The sequence below is a fragment of the Mycobacterium sp. E735 genome (assembly GCF_001666955.1).
Taxonomy (GTDB): domain Bacteria; phylum Actinomycetota; class Actinomycetes; order Mycobacteriales; family Mycobacteriaceae; genus Mycobacterium.
This window is the reverse complement of sequence record NZ_LZIX01000077.1, coordinates 29,237-44,565: the sequence shown is the minus strand read 5'-3', so window position 1 is coordinate 44,565 and position 15,329 is coordinate 29,237. Positions and strand designations below refer to the sequence as shown.

Annotated in this window: 16 protein-coding genes; 8 read left to right on the top strand and 8 right to left on the bottom strand. The window is 68.0% G+C overall.

What is annotated here, in order from left to right; genetic code table 11:
* On the bottom strand, positions 1-271 hold a 271-nt coding region (locus A5704_RS06230), incomplete at its 3' end, for an acyl-CoA dehydrogenase family protein (protein ID WP_197504969.1).
* Positions 272-423: 152 nt separating this feature from the next.
* Between A5704_RS06230 and A5704_RS06225 the strand changes: the two genes are divergently transcribed.
* The gene (locus A5704_RS06225; RefSeq protein WP_067753112.1) at positions 424-1,011 is read left to right on the top strand and encodes a TetR/AcrR family transcriptional regulator; all 588 of its coding nucleotides are present in this window, start codon (positions 424-426) and stop codon (positions 1,009-1,011) included.
* On the opposite strand, the gene A5704_RS06220 is transcribed toward A5704_RS06225, so the two are convergent.
* Both A5704_RS06220 and A5704_RS06215 read right to left on the bottom strand, forming a co-directional pair.
* Positions 949-2,859: a pyruvate kinase gene (locus A5704_RS06220; protein WP_067887944.1), complete on the bottom strand. Its 1,911-nt coding sequence runs from the start codon at positions 2,857-2,859 to the stop codon at positions 949-951. The two genes, A5704_RS06225 and A5704_RS06220, sit on opposite strands and share 63 nt — an antisense overlap.
* Before the next feature lie 185 nt (positions 2,860-3,044).
* Positions 3,045-3,629 (bottom strand): TetR family transcriptional regulator, encoded by a 585-nt coding sequence (locus A5704_RS06215; protein WP_067887941.1) that lies wholly within the window; start codon positions 3,627-3,629, stop codon positions 3,045-3,047.
* Between the two features lie 59 nt (positions 3,630-3,688).
* Between A5704_RS06215 and A5704_RS06210 the strand changes: the two genes are divergently transcribed.
* The 3 genes from A5704_RS06210 to A5704_RS06200 all read left to right on the top strand — a co-directional run bounded on the left by A5704_RS06210 (position 3,689) and on the right by A5704_RS06200 (position 7,122).
* The gene (locus tag A5704_RS06210; protein ID WP_067887938.1) at positions 3,689-4,786 is read left to right on the top strand and encodes a DUF1214 domain-containing protein; all 1,098 of its coding nucleotides are present in this window, start codon (positions 3,689-3,691) and stop codon (positions 4,784-4,786) included.
* Complete coding sequence (locus tag A5704_RS06205; RefSeq protein WP_067753124.1) at positions 4,783-5,955, top strand: sulfotransferase; 1,173 nt, start codon at positions 4,783-4,785, stop codon at positions 5,953-5,955. The genes A5704_RS06210 and A5704_RS06205 overlap by 4 nt, the downstream gene beginning before the upstream one ends.
* 78 nt (positions 5,956-6,033) lie before the next feature.
* Positions 6,034-7,122 (top strand): DUF190 domain-containing protein, encoded by a 1,089-nt coding sequence (locus A5704_RS06200; protein WP_067887935.1) that lies wholly within the window; start codon positions 6,034-6,036, stop codon positions 7,120-7,122.
* A 50-nt stretch (positions 7,123-7,172) separates the two neighbouring features.
* Here the strand turns inward: A5704_RS06200 and A5704_RS06195 are convergent, their stop codons facing one another.
* The 3 genes from A5704_RS06195 to A5704_RS06185 form a co-directional block, all read right to left on the bottom strand.
* Complete coding sequence (locus A5704_RS06195) at positions 7,173-8,066, bottom strand: fructose bisphosphate aldolase (RefSeq protein ID WP_067887932.1); 894 nt, start codon at positions 8,064-8,066, stop codon at positions 7,173-7,175.
* Positions 8,067-8,181: 115 nt separating this feature from the next.
* Entirely contained in the window at positions 8,182-8,760 is a 579-nt protein-coding gene (locus A5704_RS06190; RefSeq protein ID WP_067887927.1) for a cytochrome b, read from the bottom strand.
* The gene (locus tag A5704_RS06185) at positions 8,757-9,881 is read right to left on the bottom strand and encodes a catalase family peroxidase (RefSeq protein WP_304442275.1); all 1,125 of its coding nucleotides are present in this window, start codon (positions 9,879-9,881) and stop codon (positions 8,757-8,759) included. Before A5704_RS06185 ends, A5704_RS06190 begins: the two co-directional genes overlap by 4 nt.
* A gap of 358 nt (positions 9,882-10,239) precedes the next feature.
* Between A5704_RS06185 and A5704_RS06180 the strand changes: the two genes are divergently transcribed.
* Both A5704_RS06180 and A5704_RS06175 read left to right on the top strand, forming a co-directional pair.
* Positions 10,240-10,617, top strand: a complete 378-nt coding sequence (locus tag A5704_RS06180; protein WP_067753137.1) for an STAS domain-containing protein — start codon at positions 10,240-10,242, stop codon at positions 10,615-10,617.
* A 56-nt stretch (positions 10,618-10,673) separates the two neighbouring features.
* Entirely contained in the window at positions 10,674-11,114 is a 441-nt protein-coding gene (locus A5704_RS06175; protein WP_067780240.1) for an ATP-binding protein, read from the top strand.
* On the opposite strand, the gene A5704_RS06170 is transcribed toward A5704_RS06175, so the two are convergent.
* Complete coding sequence (locus A5704_RS06170) at positions 11,115-12,200, bottom strand: phosphotransferase family protein (RefSeq protein ID WP_067780194.1); 1,086 nt, start codon at positions 12,198-12,200, stop codon at positions 11,115-11,117.
* Positions 12,197-13,327 (bottom strand): hypothetical protein, encoded by a 1,131-nt coding sequence (locus A5704_RS06165; protein ID WP_067887924.1) that lies wholly within the window; start codon positions 13,325-13,327, stop codon positions 12,197-12,199. The genes A5704_RS06170 and A5704_RS06165 overlap by 4 nt, the downstream gene beginning before the upstream one ends.
* A 78-nt stretch (positions 13,328-13,405) precedes the next feature.
* On the opposite strand from A5704_RS06165, the gene A5704_RS06160 reads away from it, so the two are divergent.
* Both A5704_RS06160 and A5704_RS06155 read left to right on the top strand, forming a co-directional pair.
* The gene (locus tag A5704_RS06160) at positions 13,406-14,026 is read left to right on the top strand and encodes a TetR/AcrR family transcriptional regulator (protein WP_067753146.1); all 621 of its coding nucleotides are present in this window, start codon (positions 13,406-13,408) and stop codon (positions 14,024-14,026) included.
* A gap of 110 nt (positions 14,027-14,136) precedes the next feature.
* Positions 14,137-15,273, top strand: coding sequence for a phosphotransferase (locus A5704_RS06155; protein WP_067887922.1), 1,137 nt, complete (start codon positions 14,137-14,139; stop codon positions 15,271-15,273).
* Positions 15,274-15,329: the final 56 nt, after the last annotated feature.

Below are 15,329 nucleotides of genomic sequence, written 5' to 3'. Positions count from 1 at the left end.
TCGGCAGCAGCGGGCCGGGCAACAGCGCCTTGCCCGCCGCCTCCAGGACGCACGCGGCGTCGATCAGGCGCCCGCCCTGCCCACCGAGGCTTTCAGGCAGATGCACCGCGTGAAATCCGTTCCCGACGAAGGCCTCCCACCACTGGGGCGGGCGCCCCGCGGCGAGGTCGTCAAAGTTGTCGCGGGTGGCGGAGACGGGCGCGTGCCGGCCGGCGAACTGACCGACGGCGTCGCTGAGTTCCTGTTGCTCCGGGCTCAATCCCAGGGTCACGATGGCGGCCGGGAGCTGGCTGACGTTGGCCGCACGGACTGTTACCCTTCAATTCGGATGGCCTTACAAGACGAACCGTCTCGTCTTGTGGCAGACTACCGGGGGTAGTCACGCGATGTAAAGCGGGCAAAGGCGGCAGTGAGGATCACCATATGCCAAGCGATCTCACCCAGGTGAGCACGCCGAGGCGCCGCAGCGAGAAGTCGCGCACGGCGATCGTCACCGCCACCCGCGAATTGCTTTTGGAGCGCGGCTTCGACGGCCTGACCATCGAGGCGGTCGCCGCCCGCGCTGCAGTGGGCAAGCAGACCATCTACCGGTGGTGGCCCAGCCGCCCCGCCCTGGTCGCCGACGTCATGCTCGAGGACGCCGACCAGCTGCTCGCATCGGTCAACCACACCGACGATTTGGCCGCCGACCTGGTGGGGTGGGTGCGCAGGCTCGCCACCACCCTCACGACGGCTCGCGGCTCGGCGATGCTGCGGATCTTGACCGCCGCGGGCATGGAACACGAGGACACCGCGGTCAAACTGCGTGCCGGATTCAGCGAGCCCCTACACGAGAGCGTCCGGGCTCGCATCCTCGCCGCCGGCGTCGACGAAAGCACCGCGGAGTCGGCCGCGGACGCGATCGTCGGTGGCGTGGTCTACCCGATCCTCTCTGACCCGCAAGGATATTCACGACGCCGAGCCGAGCGCACGACCCGCATCATCGTCGGCGCCCTGACCGGTGGTGGCTGACCAGGACCGCAGCGGGCGCAACAACGCGTTCTTCTTGTAGTAGTGGTCGGCCATTCGCCGCATGATGTTGTCGAGCACCGTGACTGCATCGTCGAGGAATGGGCCCTTGTTGAGCATCACGCATTCGGCACGTTCGCTCATCGCGGCATCGCTGATCTCCGCGCGTGAGGGCAGACCGGTCTTGGCGAGTTGCTCGAGGACTTGCGTCGCCCAGATCACCGGCAGATGTGCGGCTTCGCACAGCCACAGGATTTCCTCCTGCAACTCGGCCATCCGCTCGTAGCCGCACTCGACCGCGAGGTCGCCGCGGGCGATCATCACCCCGACCCGCGGCCGGCGCATCGCGGTGAGCAACAGCTGCGGCAGGTGCTCGAAAGCACGCCGGGTCTCGATCTTGAGCACGATGCCCAATCGGTCGCCTCCGAGGCGGTCAAGCTCAGCCAACAGCCGGTCGACGTCGGCCGGGTTACGGACGAACGACAAGTCCACCAGGTCGGCCAGTTCGATCACGGCGGCGAGATCGCTGACATCACGGTCGGTGATCGCCGAGATCGGCAAGTCGGTGTCGGGCATGTTGATCCCCTTGCCCGCCTTCAGTCGGGCCTCCCCTTGCTCCGGGCGGTCGATTCGCACGGTGAGCACGTCGCGAGCGACGGACACGACGCGGCCGCCGATCTTGCCGTCGTCGAAGTAAACGGCGTCCCCCGCCCGGGCATGGTCGAAAGCCTCGGGCAGCGTGCAACCGATGCGTGCGACGGGTTGACCACCGCCAACGGGCGCCGGTGAACAGTCGCGGGTCAGTTGCAGAAGGCTTCCGGCGCGCACCACCAAGCTCTGCTCCGCTTCGGCGAGCGGACCCACCCGCGCCGATTCGTCTTCGGTGGTCAGCACCGTCCCCGTCACCAGGTAGGTGGTCTGCTGCGTCGTCACGACGAAGCCACGTCCCGTGGGCTCGGTGCCGTCGTTGAGCACGAGGCGCCGTTGGGACCCTCGCGCGTCCCGGAGCACCAGCATGTCGCCCGGACGGCGGCCGGCGAGCCACCGCACCGGCACCGTGAACACGGTCATGCCCGGTTCCGGCGGGTTGGCGGGTTCTTCGATCGAGGTCATCCACGCCCGCGCCGGTGCGACGACCCGGCCGAGCTGATCTCGTCGTGGTCGAAGCTTGACCACCCGGGGTCCCGGCTCGAGCGGCCCGGTGCGCAGCTTCGGCCCGGCCAGATCCATCGCGACCAGACACGTGGTGCCGGCCTCCGCGGCCGCGTCCCGGACGTGGCCGACCATGGCTCGCCATGCATCTGCATCGTCGTGGGCGCAGTTGATCCGCGCGATGTTCATGCCGCGCCGCACCAATTCGCGTACCAGGTCAGGGTCGGTTGCGGCCTGCGTCGGCAGCGTGACCATGATGCGCGTCATCCGATGCGCCGGCCGGGGCCCCAGCAGCTCGACGCTGTGTTGGCGCAGGATCTTCGGCCCCAGCTCGATGGGGACCGCGGACGGCGCTGGCGGCTGCCAACCCCCGTCCGCCATGGCCACGATGGCCGCGCGGACCGCCGCGAGCGTGGCCTGGACGTGGGCTTCGCTGCGACCCAGCGACGACAGGCCGAACTCCGCGAGGCCGGACTGAAGTTCGCGCAGGTCGAATTGGCGGATCGCCCAGTAGTGCAACAGGTTTCGTGCGCTCGCGCGGTGCTCCGGCGCAATGGCCGGCAGCCACCGCGCCCAGGAGATCTCCGCCTCCCGCAGGCTTGCCAGCAGGCCGTCGATCTGAGCCAGCAGGGCCGCCAGCCGCCGACGGACCTCGGGTTCGCCGGCGTCGGGCGGGGCCGGGTGCGCAGCATCGACCATGCGCTCAGCAGACAAGACAACTCCCAGCTCGGCGGCCCACGGCCACACAGTGTTAACGTTCGCGTAACGCGTAGGGCGCGAATCATCAAGGTACACAGCGAATTTACTCGCCGGCTGCGGGTCAACACAGGGGAATAGGTCCCTTGATGGGGCCGCGGTGGGGGTAAGCGGCCGTGAGGTGTTGGCTATCCGACCGTGATCGCCGCCAGGCCACGTCCCACCCGGTCGGGCAGGGATCCGCCATGGCTGAGCCAATCGTCGAGGGCGATGCGCACGGCCGCCATCGCCAGCGCGCCGATCAGGCGGGGCCTGTGGTCCTGCGGGGCCAATCGCGGCAGTCGCGGCGCGATCAGATCGGCGATCGCCAGCTCGTACCGCACGTAGATGTGCAGCGTCCAGGCGTCCAATGTGTCGGAAGACCTTGTCAGGACGGCCAATTCGCGAATCTGGTCCTCGATGTCGGCGAACCCGCCGGCGAGCTCGGAGAAGGCGCCGACGACCGCATCGGTGGCGCTCAGGCGCGCAGGCTGGGCCGCCAGGGCGTCGGTGATCCGGTTGAGCCAATGGACGGTCATGCCCTCGGCGACGGCGTCTTCCTTGGAGTTGAAATAGCGAAAGAAGGTCGCGCGCCCGATGTCGGCCTCGTCGGCGATCCGGTCCACCGTGGTGCCGGCCAAGCCGCGATCGGCTACCAGCTGAGCCGCGGCGCCGGCGATCCGCTGGCGCATCGCCGTTCGCTTGCGTTCGGCCAACGATGCCGTGGCAGCCATTCCCCCACCTTTTCCGCAAATCACGTCCAAGTCGTAAGACATAGTCTTAGCATGAGACGATGTCTCAAGACACCGATTCGTCCGATCAGCCCGGTTCGAAGGCGCGGGCCGCGTGGCAGTTCGTCCAGCAGATGGTCGCCGACGTCACCAAGATCGTCACCGAGGACGCCGAGTCCGAGCGGGAGCTGCTAGAAGGGCTGCGGATGATCGCCCGCGTCTCGTCGCTGTGTGCACAGATGTCGGTCGAGTCCGATGCCGACCGGCCCACCTTCTTCGATATGTGTTCGGCGAACCGGATGGTCGGCGGCCCCAATCCGGACGGCAACTACTACCTGGCGATGATCCGTGGCGACCGGAGCTACCGGATCACCGGCTCCCGGGGCACCAGCGCCTACCTCGGGTTGCAGATCCTGGCCGGGACGGGGCTCACGCCGCGGCGCATGGCCGGGTATGTCAGCGACGTCGACTTGGCCTTGGCCTCAGGCGAATTCGCGGTCGTGCTGTCCGCGGATCAACCCTCCGAACTCGCCGGCGCCCAGTGGGTGCGCATCCCCGACGACGCCTCATCCGTGGTGGTCCGCGAGTACATCGGCGACCGTGCGCACGAGGAACTCGCCACCCTGCGCATCGAGGCGCTGGACCCCGCCCCGCTGGTCCCGCTGACCGACGCCGAGCTCGCAGATCAGTTCACCGCGATGGCCTGGTCACTGATGAAGTTGACGACGCTGCACCGCACCATCAAGCCGGAACTCCTCGACATGCCCAACACCTTGCTGACCGCCGAGGCCGCCAACCTGGGCGCCGCGGACACCACCCCGGACAACCTGTACATGATCGGGACCTTCCGGCTGGAGCCCGACGAGGCCCTGGTCCTCGACATCGCCCCACCCGACACCCGGTACTGGAACGTCACCCTGGAAAGCATCTGGCACGAGTGCCTCGAGCCGCGGGCCCGGCACAGCTCGGTCACCAACCGTGGCGTGGCCCCCGAAGGCGACGGCCGGGTACGGATCGCCATCTCCGCGAACGACTTCGGGTTGGGCCACTGGCTCGACACCGGTGGCCGGCATCGGGGGTTCGTCGTCCTGCGCTGGCTGGACAACCCCAACCCGCCCGACGTGAAGGTGTCGGTGCGCCGATGCGAGGAGGCCGTATGACACTGCAGGATCGATTCGCCCCCGAGCGGCTGATTGCCGCCGCCTGCGAGGAGGTCGGCAGCGACGACTTCGGCGCCGAGGGCTGGCGGCCCGGGCTGCACCGCCTCACCGACGGGCTGATCAACGACGCGCGACTGTCGGACATCGGGGTGGAGATCGCGCACCTCGACATCATGCGGGCCCTGAAGAACCGCCTCGGTGTGATCGCCTGGCGCAAAGAGCATCCCGAGATCGCCGCCAAACCGGTCACGGCGCCGATCTTCATCGTCGGCCAGCCACGTACCGGGACCACGATCCTCTATGACCTGCTCGCCCAGGATCCCGCGCTGCGCGCCCCGCTGACATGGGAGGTCGACGAACCCTGCCCCGTTCCACAACCGGAGACCTATCACGACGATCCGCGGATCGCGCAGGCGCAGGCCAGCATCGAAATGTCCGAGCAGATCATGCCGGGGTTCCTGGCCTTTCATCCGATGGGCGCGCTCGTCGGGCAGGAGTGTGTGCGCATCACGGCCGGCGAGTTCGTCAGCATGATCTTTTCGGTGCAGTACCGCCTGCCGGGTTACTACCGTTGGCTGCTCTACGAGGCGGACCACGCGGGCGCATACCGATATCACCGAATCTTCCTGCAGCACTTGCAATCCGGCGTAGCCGGTCAGTGGTTGCTGAAGTCGCCCGCGCACCTGTGGCAGCTGGACACGCTGCTGGCCGAATACCCCGACGCGCTGATCGTGCAGACGCATCGTGACCCGCTCAACGTCATCTCGTCGATCGCGGCCCTCACCCACCACCTGCGCCGGATGTGCAGCGGCGAATCGAGCATCGCCGAGTGTGCGGCGCAGTCCTACGAGGAGATCGTCGTCGGCCTGGAGCGCGAGATGGCCCTGCGGGACAGCGGCGCCGTGCCGGCCGACCGCGTGATCGACGTGCAATACACCGACTTCATCACCGACCCATGGACCACGATCAAGGACATCTACCAACGGCTCGACCGCGAGCTGCGCCCCGACGCCGAGCAGCAGATGCGCGAGTTTCTCGCCGCCCACCCCGGCGATGGGGGCCGCGGCCGCTACACCTGGTCGGACACCGGCCTGCAGGCGGGCGAGGTGCGCGAGCGGGTGCGCGCCTATCAGGACCGCTACGCGGTGCCGACCGAAAACCTGCGGTGAGCCGGGTCGCAGCGAACACTGTTGCGACGCTTGAGGTCTCCAACCGAGTAGGATCGCCGCAAAGCGACGGGAGCGGCCATGGACGAGGACTGCCTGAAGCTCACCACCTACTTGGCCGAGCGCCGGCGGACCGACGCGGGCTTTGTCTCCGACGTGCTGCTCGACCTGTACGGCCGGCACCGCATCGCCTGTGGCGTGGTGCTGCGCGGCGCCGGTGGTTTCGGTACCGGTCGCTACCTGAGGACCGACGAGTCGCTGACCTTGTCCGAGGATCCGCCCGTCGCGATCGTGGCGGTCGACACCAGGGCGAAGATCGAGGCCCTGCTCGACCCGGTGCTCGCCATCAAGCAGCGCGGCCTGGTCACCCTCGAGCGGGCGCGGCTGCTGCGCGACGGCGGGTCCTTCCCGGGGCCGCTGGAACTCCCCGAGGAATTGCGCGAAGCCGTCAAGCTGACCGTGTACGTCGGCCGCAAGGAACGCGTCAACGGCGCCCCGGCCTACGTCGCCGTCTGCGACCTCCTGCATCGGCGCCGGATCGCCGGCGCCTCGGTGCTGTTGGGGGTCGACGGCGTCAGCCACGGGCAGCGGCATCGCGCCCGCTTCTTCGGTCGCAACGCCAACGTGCCGATGATGATCGTGGCCGTCGGATCCGGTGAGCGCATCGCGGGCGTGCTGCCGGAGCTCGCCGGGCTGCTTCGCGAGCCGATGTTCACGCTGGAGCGGGTCCGGGTGTGCAAACGCGACGGCGAACTGCTGGAGCGGCCGCACGCGCTGCCCGGGGTCGACGAACGCGGTTTGTCGCTCTTCCAGAAACTGACCGTCTACACATCCGAGTCGGCCTTGGTCGACGGGGTGCCGATTCACCGCGCGATCGTGCAGCAGCTGTGTCAGCGCGACGCGCCCGACGGTGCGACGGTGCTGCGTGGCATCTGGGGATATCACGGAGACCATCGGCCGCACGGCGACAAGTTTCTCTCGCTGCGTCGGCGCGTCCCCGTGGTGACCATCCTCGTCGACACCCCGGCCCACATCGCCGAATCCTTCGACGTGGTCGACGAATTGACCCGCGACGACGGGCTGGTGACGAGCGAGATGGTGCCCGCCGTGGTGTCAGACGAACACGACGCCGGCGACGGCCCGCCGCGCATGGCCCGCCACCGCTACTAGCGATCGCGAGCGCGGCGGACCGAGCGGACGCGGGTCGCACCGCGATTAGGTCAGCCGGCGACCGAGGCCTCGTAGATGGACTGGATCGCCTTGTCCAGCGTGGCGTTGAACTGCTCGTCGGACTGGTCGACCGCGAGCCCCTCGGTGAGGGCGCGGCTGAAGCTGGCGATCAACCCGGTGTTCTTCGCCAGCAGCTCGTTGGCTTCCTCGCGGGAGTAGCCACCGGAAAGGGCGACCACCCGCATCACCTTCGGGTGCTCGATCAGGGGGCGGTAGAAGTTGACCTCGGTGGGCAGACTCAGCTTGAGCATCACGCGCTGACCCTCGGGCACGTTCTCGAGTTGCTTGGTGATCTCGTCGCGCAGGATGCCTTCGGCCTCCGCCTTGTCCGAGATCGAGATGGTGACCTCCGGTTCGATGATGGGCACCAGACCGTGCGAGAGCACCTGGTGGGCCAGTTCGAATTGTTGGGCCACCACGGCGGCGATGCCCCCCGCGTTGGCGCCCCCGATCACCGACCGTTCCTTGGTGCCGAAGACGCCCTTGCCCACGGCGCGCTCGAGCAACTCGTCCAGCCCCGGGATCGGCTTCATCAGCTGCACGTCATCCGACGCCTCGGCCAGGCCCTTGTCGATCTTCAGGATGGGCACCACGCCCTTGGTCTCCCACAGGTAGGTGGTCGACGGCTTGCCCTCGATCTCGCGGTCCATGGTCTGCTCGAACAGGATCGCGGCCAGCACGCGGTCGCCGTTGAATACGGGCGACGTGATGATCCGCGACCGCATCTGGTGGATGAGGTCGAACATCTCCTCCTCGGAGGAGTACGCGTCGTCCTGGATGCCGTAGAGGCGCAGCGCCTTGGGCGTCGAGCCGCCGCTCTGGTCGAGCGCCGCGATGAATCCCTTCCCCGACGCCATCCGGTCCGCTTGCTTCTCGTTTGGCATGGAAGTTCCCCACTCCTTCGTGGTCCCCGTACGGTCACGGCCGCCGCGGTGCTCGCGCCCTGCAAATAATCGTGCCGATCATATTCGGCCGATCAAAGTCCCAGAAGGCAGGCCGTCACAGGTCGGCTTGGTCTGGCTGCGCGGCGGCGGGTCTGACGCGCCACAGCGCCATGCGATCGAGGAGTCGGTCGCGCAGAACGAGCGTGTGGAAGAGGACCGCGCACATGTGGGCGGTAAACGCTGCGAACAGCAGGAACGCGAACGCGCCATGGCATTCGCGGAGAACCGCGAAGACATCGATGCTGTGCGGCGCGATGCCGGGCAGCCGCAACGGCCCCACCAGGGTGACGGGGAACCGTGCCGCCGACAGCATCGCCCACCCGGTCAGTGGCTGCACCAGCAGCAGGGCGTAGAGCAGGCGCTCCGACCACGTCGCGATGCGCCGTTCCGCGCCGCTCATCGTGGCCAGGAAGGGTGGGGGCCGGTGCCTGAGCCGATTCGCCAGCCGGACCACCGCGAAGATCAGGATCAGCACTCCCAGGGGCCGATGGATGGCCAGCAGCAGCGGGTAGTAGCTCAGCGCCGCGACCATGGTGACGCCGATCAGCAGTTGCGCGATGACCATCGGCGCCATCAGCCAGTGCAACAGGCGGGACGGCAGCGCGAACCGGGCCGCGGCGGTGCCGGCCGTCACCGCAGCACCCGGGAGACGTCGACTTCGCTGGGCGTCTTGGGCTCCTCGGCGCGACGGGTGAAAGAGCGGGCGTAGACGGCCGACCTTGCGGCCAGCAGTGGGTCGTCGGAGGCGGCGATGCCATCCGGCAGGACCAGGGGGTCGAAGTTGATGTCGCGGGCGTTGCCCGGCGCTTCGGTCTGCACGCCCGTGACGGTGATGGTGCCGGCCTCGATGCTGCGGCGGGCCGACGGCCAGGGCTTCGAGGCGTCGTGCGTGGGATCGCCCGGCTCGCCGATCGTGAGCACGAGCCGCCAACTCAGCGGGCGCTGCGCGAGCGCGTGGATGAGGTCGTCGAACAGGTAGTCCTTGCCGGCCGCCGCCGGGACGGCCGCCGTTCCCTGGGGAACGGCGGACCAGCGCACGGGGACGGTCGCACCGGCGCCGTTGGTGAATCGAAACGCGTTCAACCCGTGATACGTGCTGTCGGCGAACCCAGCACTCGGCGGCGCGCCCTTGATGACCTTCATGGCAGCGACGGTCTCCGGATGGCGGTCGAGGAAGGCGGCCATCTTCGCGGGGTCGGGCTTGCCCGTCTCGGGCACAGGCTTGGACGCGAGCAGCCGGTCGTAGAACCCCTGCGGAGTCCTGTCCGGGAAGACGGGGATGTTGATCATCGCGGTGCGCCATTGCTCGCCGTCGGGACCCTGGAAAAGCAGGCCCAACCCCCGGACCGTGGTCGGCATGTCAGGCTGATCCGGCAGACCGCCCGACAGGGAAAACCGGCCGATCACCGGCACGCTCCCCGGCCGGAAAATCCCGGCCCGGCAGACCGCCGCCCCCGCCCCCGTGCTGGCAAACGTTCCGAACGCGCTGAGCCCCTTCGCGTGGTTGCGCCGAAAACCCTCGTGACGCCCGTAGACATGCTCGAAGCGGTCGGTGAACCGGGGCGGCGTCAGCGCGCCGGGCCGCAGCCAGCCGCCCGCGTAGGCGAACCCACCGACGTCGACCGCGGCGATGCCGGCCACCGCTCCCATGCCCAGCAATGCGCTCCGCCGGGTCAGGGCTTCGGCGAGGGACCGGGTGCGCTCGACATCGCCGGGCGGGTCGTCCTGCGGGCCTTCGTGATCACCGGGCTCCACGGCCACCGCCCTTCCGCGTTTCTGCAGGCCACACGGCCCAGGCTGGACACGAATCCGGTGTAGGCAATTCACGCATGGGCCGAACGCGCGCGCAACTTTTGCGATGACCGTCGCACACACTCACAGGACGGCGCGCGGGTGTCATTCGTTCACTCGTTTTGGGGGTGGTTCGCGAAGTGACATACCATCTACTGAGAACTTGCGGCTGCATCTGTGGCTAGCAGCGCAGATCGATGGAGTGTGTCTCCTCCGACGGGCAAGCGCTTTCCGTGGGGTTGAACCAGCAGCCCCCGGGCTGGCAGTGGCTGTTTTGAGAGCTAACGGGTCCCGCGCGGGACCGAATGTGAGTGAATAGACCATGGGCGAACTAACCGGTGATCCAATAGACCCGACCGCTTTTTCAGTGGGAAAACAACAGGTAGAACAGGCGGTCGTCCTCACCGTCTCGGGCGAGGTGGACATGCTCAGCTCACCGCATCTGGCCGAGGCGATCCAGACCGCGATGGCGACCAAACCCGCCGCGCTGATCGTTGACCTGTCGAAAGTGGACTTCCTGGCGTCCGCCGGGATGACAGTGTTGGTCACGGCGCAGGCCGAGACCGAGCCGCCCACGCAATTCGCGGTCGTCGCCAACGGCTCGGCGACCAGCAGGCCGATCAAATTGATGGGAATCGACAGCGTGCTCTCGCTCTACAGCTCGCTCGACGACGCGCTGAGCGGCATCGCTGGTGGGTGAACCTCGAGATGGGGGCACAACTGGAGACGATGGGGCGCTCTGATCAGTCGCATGACGTGTCACAGACCGACGACCGGTCCCGCTTCGCGCGGAATCGCGTGGCTGCCGACCCGCGCAGCGCGGCTCGGACCCGAGCCGAGTTCGGCCTCTGGCTCGAGACGCATTTCACCCTCAGTTCCGACCGGTTCAGCGACGTCCTGCTGGCGGTGAACGAAGCCATCGCCAACGCCGCGGAATTCGCCTATTGCAACGCCTCGCAGCCCGGGACGCTCGACGTGAGCGCGGCCTATGACCGCCGGTCCGACACCCTGGCGGTGTCCGTCGGCGATCGCGGGCGATGGCGCCACAAAATTCCGGCTCCCCAGCAGCAGCTCCGGGGACGCGGCATCCCATTGATGGAGGTCCTCGCGGACCAAGTGACCATCGACCGCACACCCCACGGCACCCGCGTCACGATGACGTGGACCGACCTCACGGGACGGCCCGACGCTTCGTAACTACGTCGCTTGCGCCAGGACTTGCTGAATGCGGTCCTCGCGCGGCAGGACCGGACCGTCGTCGAGGGATTCGTCGATACCGAGCTCGGCGAGGCCGGCTCTGGTCAGCAACGAGGTGCCGTACGCGGCGAGAACCAGCTTCTGATCCTCGCTGTGCCCCTCCTCGACGAGCATCGCCCCAATGAGGCAGATGACGGCCATCTTGTAGGCGTTGAAGGCGCGGTACCACTCGCGGTTCTGCAGCTTGATACCGCTGGTCCGCTCGTAGTGGGCGAGCAGGGCGTCGATCGGGAGCGCGGCGGGATGGCTGTTGATGCCGACGGGCTGCGCCCACAGCATCTCCAGCCAGCCGATGTCGGTCAGCGGATCGCCGACCGTGCTCATCTCCCAGTCGAATACAGCGCTCACCTCGCCGCCGGTGAAGCCGAAGTTGCCCGGTTTGGCATCCCCGTGCACCAGCGTGACCGTCGGGCAGGGCGCCGGCCGGCTCTCCCGCAGCCCCCGGTGAAGCCGTTCGAGGGCGGGCAGGCAACCACGCTTGACCCGGTCCATCTCCGCGGCCCAGTGGTCGAGTTCTCGCTCGAGGTGCGTCCCGCCGTCGTCGAGCGAATCGAGCCCGGTCCGGGCGAGGTCGACGGCATGGATGGCGGCGAGTTGCTCGACCAGGCTCCGGCACATCCGCACCACGGTCTCGTCCGCGACGCCGGCGGGCGCCTGCATCTCGTACACGTCGCCGGCGACGCGTTCCATCACAAAGAAGGGCCGGCCCAACACCTCGCCGGTCTCTTCCAGCCACAGCGCCCGCGGCACGCGGACCCCGGTGTCCTGGAGTGCGGACAGGATGCGGAACTGGCGCGGGAGGTCGTAAGGCTCCAGCAGCGCGGGCGGCCTGGGCCGCAGCCGCAGCACCAGGTCTTGGCGTGCCCGCCGATCGCCGTGGCCGGTGACCACGGTCAGCATCAGCATCTCGGCCGAATGGCCGAAGCTCACCCGGTCCAGGCCCTCGACGCGGACATCGTCGGAGTCGGGCAGTCGGGTGCGAAGCCAGCCCTTCAGCCGCGCCCCGAAGTCGGCGGCCACGGTCACTGGCGAGCCCCTTGGGCCGGCAGGCGCTCGACCGGCGTCCTGTCCTGGGTGAACGCCGACATGTCCATCGCCGTCCAATTCGGATACCGCCGGTAACCGGCACCGCCGAGCAGTAATTCGAATACGCCCCAACCGGTGTGGCCGTCCCGCTCGAAGCGCATCAGCTGGTCAAGGGCCATCGACTTACCCTCCGTCTCGACAAGCTGTTCGGAATTGCCACTGTCCCAATGGAAATGGATGAAGTAAGCCCCGGCGCCGAGGTCCTCGTACTGGCAGTGCGCCATCGGCAGCCCGTAGTAGGCGTTGACGTCTTGATGCGGCGCGTCGGCGATGACTCGATGGGTCTCGCCGTCCTCGTCGGTGAAGACCAGCACCGCGCGGGCGGGCCGCTTGCGTGCGCCGTCGAACTCGACGTCGTGTTCGATCTTGACGAACCGCTTTGACAGGGTTCCATCCGCATAGGTGATGCCACCGTCGACGTATTGCACTGTCCCGTCGGCTGTTTCGATGACCCACGCCTCGATCGCGTGGTCGTCGAAGCCCGCGTCGAGCCACAGCCAGAAGTCGATCCTGTCGGACACCCGCACGCCGAAGGTGCGGTCGCGACCGCCGTGAAACCCGTCGACGCTGATCCGCTCGCCGTCGATCCGCACCCAGCCGCTCCACCGGCCCGGTTCCTTCATGTGATACATATCGGCGAGCACCCGACCGTCGTCGCCCATCACCTTCATGGGCAGCAACTCCCACATCGGCGCGCTGGGTTTGTAGTAAAGCTCCCACTCGATCCCCGAACCATTGGGTTCCACGTCAAGCCGCCACTTCTTCAGGGGCTCAACGCAAGTCCAGCGCATCGGGCCGGCACTGAGCTCAGTTCGATCGCCGCCCGCGATGGGCTTACCCGCCAACAGATCCCAGTGCCGGCCGTCGGCGAGACTCACCTTGACATAGCCCAGCCCACTGCCGGTGTTCGGATTGTTGCCGTAACCGCTGGCCAACAACATGGTGCCGTCGGGCGACGCCGCGAAGAAGTAACAGCGATCCGACCACGTCGGGTCGCTGTCGTGTACCGCGTCGAACGTCGTCGGAAGCTGGTGCGTGAACGACTCGTCGGCGGCGGAGTACACCATGGCTGTCCTCTCGAGCGATTTGGTTGATTCGCAACGGAATTCGTTGTGCTACGCGGCGCATCCCGTAACATCTGCGCCATGGAGCCGAGCCGCCGGTGGGGCGACGACCGCGCGATCCTCGATGACGAGGAGGCCCGCAGGCGCATCCTGGACGCCGCCGGCCGCTGCATCGTGCAACGCGGCAACACCCAGTTCCGGATGGGTGAGGTGGCCGACGAGGCCGGAGTGTCGCGGTCCACGGTGTACCGGTACTTCCCGGGACGTGACGATGTCCTGCTGGGCCTGATCCTGAAGCGGGTCGACCACGCGCTCGGCGCGTTGGTGCGCTCGCTGGCCGCCCCCGACGATCCCGTGCGGTCGGTGCCGGAGATGGTGCTGGCCCGCGTCGAGTCGGTAGACGGCGATCCCCTGAACGAGGCGCTGTTCGCCGCCGAGAGCACTGCGGTGGCGACGGCCCTCGAGAAGGGGTCGGAGCCCATCGTGGAGACCCTGTTGCGGCATTACCAACCGCTGCTGGATCGGTGGAAGTCCGCCGGCCGCCTGCACGCCGACCTCGATCCGCGGTCGGTGGTGCAGTGGCTGCACGCCACCACGCTGTTTCTGCTGGCGCCCTCGTGGCGGTACCGCACGACCGCCGACAAACGCCGGTTCGTCGAGCAGTTCGTGGTGCGAGCCCTGGTACCACAGATCAGACAATAACTAAGTATTGTCTGATGTCGAGACGTTCGAGTATTTTTGTCTGACCCCGTGCCGCGATGTCCCACGGCTCGCGGCGCGGGTGACACATCCCCCACTGAGGAACGACCGCGATGAACAACCCCGTGACGCAGGCGCTATCGGTTGCCGGCCTGGCCGCGCACCTCGGCCGTGGCATGGGCCGGGTGGCCACCGACGCGGTGGTGGGTGGTCGGGTCGGGCTCCCCCGCAGGGCGCAGGACATCGACGCGGCGGTGCTGTCGAGGATCATGGGCACCGCCGTCAGATCGGTCCGGCTTCTGGGCAGCGACGCGGGCACGTCGGCGCGGGCACGGCTGGTGTTGACGGGGAAGAACGTCCCCGACTCGGTGTTCGTCAAGCTCGCGGCGACGACCGCGGCGACCCGGTTGATGGGCGAGCTGGGCCGACTCGGGCACACGGAGGTGAGGTTCTACCGTCACCTCGCCCCGCAGGTCGTCGGCGCCCCGTATTCCTACGGGTCCGCGTTCGATTCGTGGACCGGACGCTACCTGGTGGTGCTGGAAGACCTCCCGGTCGAGTCGTGCGAGTTCCCCGACACCTTGCATCCCCTTTCGCCCGACCAGGCCAGCCTGATCGTCGAGCTGCTCGCCGACCTGCACGCCACCTTCTGGGAGCGACTGCCCCGGGACGGGCGCGGTCCATTGGGCTGGCTCTACACGCCGTCCGGCGACGTCACTTCCCTGCTGACCGGCTCGCTGATGCACGCCTCGATCAAGCGCCTCGCCGACCGCACCGAGATCCCCGTCGAGAACGGCCGTTTCATCGCCGACAATTACCGCGCGGTCGCCGCTCTCATCGACACTCCCCCGCACACCGTCATGCACGGCGACGCCCACCCCGGCAACATGTACTTCCACGGCGGCAAGGCCGGGCTGCTGGACTGGCAGGCGGTGCGGCGCGGGCACCCGTCGCGCGAGCTCGCCTACACGCTGATCACCAGCCTCGACCCCGAGGACCGCCGAGCCACCCAGCGCGAGCTGCTCGACGACTACCGCCGTGCCCTCGCGGCGGCCGGTGGCCCGACCCTGGACCGCGATGACCTGTGGCTGCGGTTCCGCCAGGCAGCGCTATACGCCTACGTGGCCCCCCTGATCACCGCGGGAATGGGCGGCATGCAGGTCGAAGACGTCGCCATGGAAGGGCTGCGGCGCGGTGTCGTGGCCCTCGACGATCTGGAGACGGTCTCGGCGCTGAAGAGTTCGCTCTGACAGAAAGATCGCCCGAACCTATTGCGATGCCCGCCGCAAGAGTTACGCTACTAGCC

Coding starts and splice junctions, on each gene's coding strand:
- A5704_RS06225 (WP_067753112.1), top strand. CDS start 424: ATGCCAAGCGATCTCACCCAGGTGAGCACGCCGAGGCGCCGCAGCGAG.
- A5704_RS06220 (WP_067887944.1), bottom strand. CDS start 2,859: ATGGTCGATGCTGCGCACCCGGCCCCGCCCGACGCCGGCGAACCCGAG.
- A5704_RS06215 (WP_067887941.1), bottom strand. CDS start 3,629: ATGGCTGCCACGGCATCGTTGGCCGAACGCAAGCGAACGGCGATGCGC.
- A5704_RS06210 (WP_067887938.1), top strand. CDS start 3,689: ATGTCTCAAGACACCGATTCGTCCGATCAGCCCGGTTCGAAGGCGCGG.
- A5704_RS06205 (WP_067753124.1), top strand. CDS start 4,783: ATGACACTGCAGGATCGATTCGCCCCCGAGCGGCTGATTGCCGCCGCC.
- A5704_RS06200 (WP_067887935.1), top strand. CDS start 6,034: ATGGACGAGGACTGCCTGAAGCTCACCACCTACTTGGCCGAGCGCCGG.
- A5704_RS06195 (WP_067887932.1), bottom strand. CDS start 8,066: ATGCCAAACGAGAAGCAAGCGGACCGGATGGCGTCGGGGAAGGGATTC.
- A5704_RS06180 (WP_067753137.1), top strand. CDS start 10,240: ATGGGCGAACTAACCGGTGATCCAATAGACCCGACCGCTTTTTCAGTG.
- A5704_RS06165 (WP_067887924.1), bottom strand. CDS start 13,327: ATGGTGTACTCCGCCGCCGACGAGTCGTTCACGCACCAGCTTCCGACG.
- A5704_RS06160 (WP_067753146.1), top strand. CDS start 13,406: ATGGAGCCGAGCCGCCGGTGGGGCGACGACCGCGCGATCCTCGATGAC.
- A5704_RS06155 (WP_067887922.1), top strand. CDS start 14,137: ATGAACAACCCCGTGACGCAGGCGCTATCGGTTGCCGGCCTGGCCGCG.